The organism is Allosphingosinicella sp., assembly GCF_036387215.1.
Taxonomy (GTDB): Bacteria; Pseudomonadota; Alphaproteobacteria; order Sphingomonadales; family Sphingomonadaceae; genus Allosphingosinicella.
In genome coordinates this window covers 1-4,173 of record NZ_DASVUE010000298.1, presented here as the reverse complement: position 1 = coordinate 4,173, position 4,173 = coordinate 1, and the positions used below count along the sequence as shown (strand labels likewise).

Sequence of the window (4,173 nt, the reverse complement as noted above, 5' to 3'; positions counted from 1 at the left end):
GAGAAGGTCCGTCATCTGCGCCGCCACCCAGGGCGCGACCAGGGTCCGCGCCTCGCCCGTCTGCTGCTGGTAGATGAGTTCGCCCTTGGCCGTCGTCACCTTGCGGATGCCATAGGGGACGACGGCAATGCCCTTGCTCGCAACGCTCGCGAAGGCGCGGGTCATGTCGATCAGCCGCACGTCGGAGGTGCCGAGCACCATCGAGGGATGGGTATTGACCTCGGTGGTGATCCCGAAGCGCTGAGCCATATCGGCGACCGTCCGGAAGCCGACCTCCTGCCCGAGCTTTGCGGAAATGGTGTTGATCGAGCCTGCGAAGGCCTGGCGGATGGTGATCGGCCCGCGATAGACGCGGTCGTTGTTCCTCGGCCGCCAGCCGTTGATGTTGACGGGCTCGTCCACGACGGTGTCGTCGGGACGGTGGCCGGCTTCGATCGCGGAAAGATAGACGAACAGCTTGAAGGCCGATCCCGGCTGGCGCGTCGCCTGAGTCGCCCGGTTGTAGATGGAGCTCACATAGTCGCGGCCGCCCACCATTGCCCGGACGGCGCCGTCACGGTCGAGGGAGACCAAGGCGCCCTGCGCGCCGCCGGGGGTGTTGGCGTTGATCGCCTGATCCGCCGCCCGCTGCATGTTGACGTCGAGCGTCGTCCAGACGTCGATCGGCTCAACGGTCTCGTCGATCAGGGTGTCGAGCTGCGGCAGCACCCAGTCTGTGAAATAGCGGACGCTGTTCTGCTTCGGCGTCGGCACCAGCTTCACGTCGGCCGGCTCGGCGCTCGCCGCTTCGACCGCGGTGATATAGCCCTGGTCCTGCATCAGCCTGAGCACCACTGCGGCGCGGCTCTTCGCCGCCTCCGCATCGGCGGTCGGCGAATAGTTTGACGGCGCCTTGACGAGGCCGGCGATGATCGCGGCTTCGGACAGCGACAGATCCTGGGCGCTGTGGCCGAAGAAGCGACGGGATGCCGCGTCGATGCCGTAGGCGCCGCCGCCGAAATAGACGCGGTTCAGATAGAGTTCGAGCACCTGGTCCTTGGTGAAGCGCTGCTCGATCGCGAGCGCCAGGATGCCCTCGCGCAATTTGCGGGCATAGGTGCGCTTGTTGGTGAGGAAGATGTTTCGAGCCAGCTGCTGCGCGATGGTCGATACACCGCGGACCCTGCCGCCACGAGCGATGCCGACGTAGACGCCGCGGGCGATGCCGATCGGATCGACGCCGAGGTGCGAGCGGAAGCGCCGGTCTTCGACCGCGATCATGGCATTGCGCATCACCGGCGGGATCTGGCTGTAGGGGAGCCATTCGCCGAAACTCGGACCCAGCGAGACGAGGACGGTGCCGTCGGCGGAGCGGACCCGGATCATCTGGCCGAGATCGTCGCGGCGGACGAGCTCCTGATAATTGGGCAGCGAGCTCATCGCCACGCCGACCGCGACCACGAGCGCGATCAGCCCTACGAAGGTGCCGTAGAGGCCGATCTTGAACAGGGTGACGAAGGTCCGCTTGATCGGGGAGGAAGCGCTGTCGGCCATTGCGGGCCGGAGACTAGGGCCTGTTGGCCGGGCTCACAATCCCTCGCCCGCCGGCGCTCTCCCGCACGGCCCGGCCAGTCGCCTCCGCTCCCTCGCCGTAGACGGTCCAGAGCCCGAGCTGGCTCGAGCAGGTCGTAACTTCTGTCTGGGGAGCGGCGGTCATCCCCGCCTGCTGCGCCTTTCCGGGGCGCGGATCAAATGGTGCGGTCGAGAAGACTCGAACTTCCACGGCCTTTCGGCCACAACGACCTCAACGTTGCGCGTCTACCAGTTCCGCCACGACCGCACATTTGATGTCGCCGGATGATGATCCGGCGCTGGCAAGGCGGTGCCCCTAGCAAAGCCCTCCAACCCGCGCAACGCCGCTTTTGAGGCGTTTGGGAGCCGATCAGAAAGCGGGCTTGGAGAAGTCGAGGCGGAGGCGCTTTGCGCCGCGCGGCACATCCATCACCGCACTGTTGAAATTCGTCTTGCCGCGTGGCGGGAGCTCGGCAACCGGTGCCGAGATCTCCCAGCTGTAGACGACGCGGCGCTGCGGATCGATCAGCTCCGCCTTGATCGGCGGCACGCGCTGCGGCGCATCGGTCTTGTTCACGACCCGGCCATAGACGGTCAGCAGTTCATTGCCGCTTTCGAGGGTGGTCCGGTCCGGCTTGCGGGTCGACTGGATCACAAGCGCTTTTGACGCGGCATTGGCGCCGCCGAACACGGGGACACCGAAATAGGAGATCGCGGCCACCGCGCCCAGCATCAGCACGGCGGCGGCGATGGCGAGCATGGTCCACAGCCTTGCCGGATTGCGGCGGCCGCGGAACGGCGGATCGGGCGCAAAGGCGTCGTAATCCTCCGGAATCTCGTCCGCCTTCGGGCCCAGCATGGACGCTGCGGACCGGAGCGGGGGAGGGGGAGCGGCCTCTTCTTCGACCGGTTCCGGCGGGGGCGGTGCCGGCGGCGCTGCCTGCGGAGCGCGCTTCCGGGCCTGCGGTGCGGGCGCTGCGGCCTTCGGCGCGGGCGCGGGGGCTTCCGCCGCCGCAGCGGGCGCGGATTTCTTCGCCGGCTCCTGGAACCAGCTGTTCTTGCAATTGGCGCAGCGAACTTGCCGCCCGCTTGGGCCGACGGCGCTGTCAGGAACCACATAGCGGGTGTCGCAGAGGGGACAGGTAAGGATCATCGCGTGGTACAGGCCCGCCTATCTGGTGCGCTGCGGAATCTAAGCACGTCAACGGCGCCGCATGCAAGCGATAGCCGCGCTTTACGCGGGGCCGCGGGCCGTGCCATTGCTTGGCGAAAGCGTCAGTGAAGTCGCGGAGGCGGGTCTGAGCCCAAGCAGTATCGTCCAGTTCGAGAATGTGGGCCTTCGTTACGGCACCGGCGCCGAGACGCTTTCGGACCTCAGCTTCTCGCTGCGGGAGGGGGGATTCTACTTCCTCACCGGACCTTCGGGCGCGGGCAAGACCTCGCTTCTGAAGCTGCTCTACCTTGCCCAGCGCCCGAGCCGCGGGCTCATCCGCCTGTTCGGTGAGGACATCGTGACGATGCCCCGGAAGCGCCTGCCCGGCTTCCGGCGGCGGATCGGCGTCGTCTTTCAGGATTTCCGCCTCGTCCGGCACCTGTCCGCCTTCGACAATGTCGCTCTGCCGCTGCGGGTTGCAGGCGTCGAGGAGAAGGATCTCGAGACGCCGGTCCGGGAGATGATGAACTGGGTGGGGCTCGGCCACCGCTCGAGCGCCCGTCCGGCGACGCTTTCGGGCGGAGAGCAGCAGCGCGTCGCGATTGCCCGGGCGGTGATCGCGCGGCCCGAGCTGCTGGTCGCCGACGAGCCGACCGGCAACGTCGATCCGGAAATGGCCAAGCGCCTGCTGCACCTGTTCGACAGCCTGAACCGGCTCGGCACCACGGTCGTGGTGGCGACCCACGACATCCACCTCATCTCGCGCATCACCCGGGCCGAGATGCTCCGCCTCGACCGCGGGCAGATCGCGGACCCCACCGGCGCGCTCCGCAATCCGCCCCGGAGCCCCGCCGCGTGAAGGCTCGCCCGCGCAAGTTCGGCGCCGCCGACCGCGGCCTGCTGCCCGAGGGGCGGCTGACGGGGCCGATGCCCTGGGTGATCGCGATCATGATGTTCCTGACGGTGCTCGCCGCCGCGGCCGGCCTTGGGCTCGGCAATGCGGCGAAGAGCCTCGATGCCGATATCGGCAACCGCATCACCGTCCAGATCGTCGAGGCGAACCCCGATTTCCGTGAAGCACAGGCGCGGATCACCATTTCCGAGCTCGAGAAGATCACCGGCGTCAAATCGGTGAAGCGGGTGGACGAGGCCGAGATGGCGCGCCTGCTGGAGCCCTGGCTCGGCGCCGGCGGGATGGACGCGGACCTTCCGGTGCCGGCGATGATCGACGCCGACCTGACGCCGCAGGCCTATCAGAACCTCGACGTCATCCGGAGCGCGGTGGCGGAGGTGGCGCCGTCGGCCCGCGTCGACGACAATGCGCAGTGGCTGGCGCCGCTCGCCAAGCTCATCCAGGCGCTGAAGTGGCTGGCGGGCGGGCTCGTGCTGCTGATGGTGGGAGCGACGGCCGCGACCGTGGTGCTCGCCGCGCGGGCGGCGCTCGACACGCATCGTGGCACGATCGAGGT

General features: G+C 68.1%; 4 protein-coding genes, 1 tRNA gene and 1 pseudogene. 2 read left to right on the top strand and 4 right to left on the bottom strand.

All coding sequences use genetic code 11. From position 1 onward, the window contains the following. The 4 genes and pseudogenes from VF662_RS12175 to VF662_RS12160 all read right to left on the bottom strand — a co-directional run. Positions 1 to 1,533, bottom strand: a 1,533-nt coding sequence (locus tag VF662_RS12175) for a transglycosylase domain-containing protein (protein WP_464141536.1), incomplete at its 3' end; no start/stop codon positions are given. A gap of 199 nt (positions 1,534 to 1,732) precedes the next feature. Beyond that, positions 1,733 to 1,819 (bottom strand) — tRNA-Leu (locus VF662_RS12170). Positions 1,820 to 1,921: 102 nt separating this feature from the next. Next, on the bottom strand, positions 1,922 to 2,410 hold the full coding sequence (locus VF662_RS12165) for a hypothetical protein (protein WP_464141539.1): 489 nt from the start codon (positions 2,408 to 2,410) through the stop codon (positions 1,922 to 1,924). A 198-nt stretch (positions 2,411 to 2,608) separates the two neighbouring features. Next, positions 2,609 to 2,704, bottom strand: a pseudogene (locus VF662_RS12160) (MJ0042-type zinc finger domain-containing protein); the annotation flags it as partial. Positions 2,705 to 2,765: 61 nt separating this feature from the next. Between VF662_RS12160 and ftsE the strand changes: the two are divergent. Both ftsE and VF662_RS12150 read left to right on the top strand, forming a co-directional pair. Further along, a complete protein-coding gene (gene ftsE, locus VF662_RS12155; protein ID WP_464141534.1) occupies positions 2,766 to 3,563 on the top strand; it encodes a cell division ATP-binding protein FtsE in 798 nt (265 codons plus the stop codon). Continuing rightward, the coding region (locus VF662_RS12150) for a cell division protein FtsX (protein ID WP_464141532.1) at positions 3,560 to 4,173 on the top strand (614 nt) is incomplete at its 3' end. The genes ftsE and VF662_RS12150, both read left to right, overlap by 4 nt.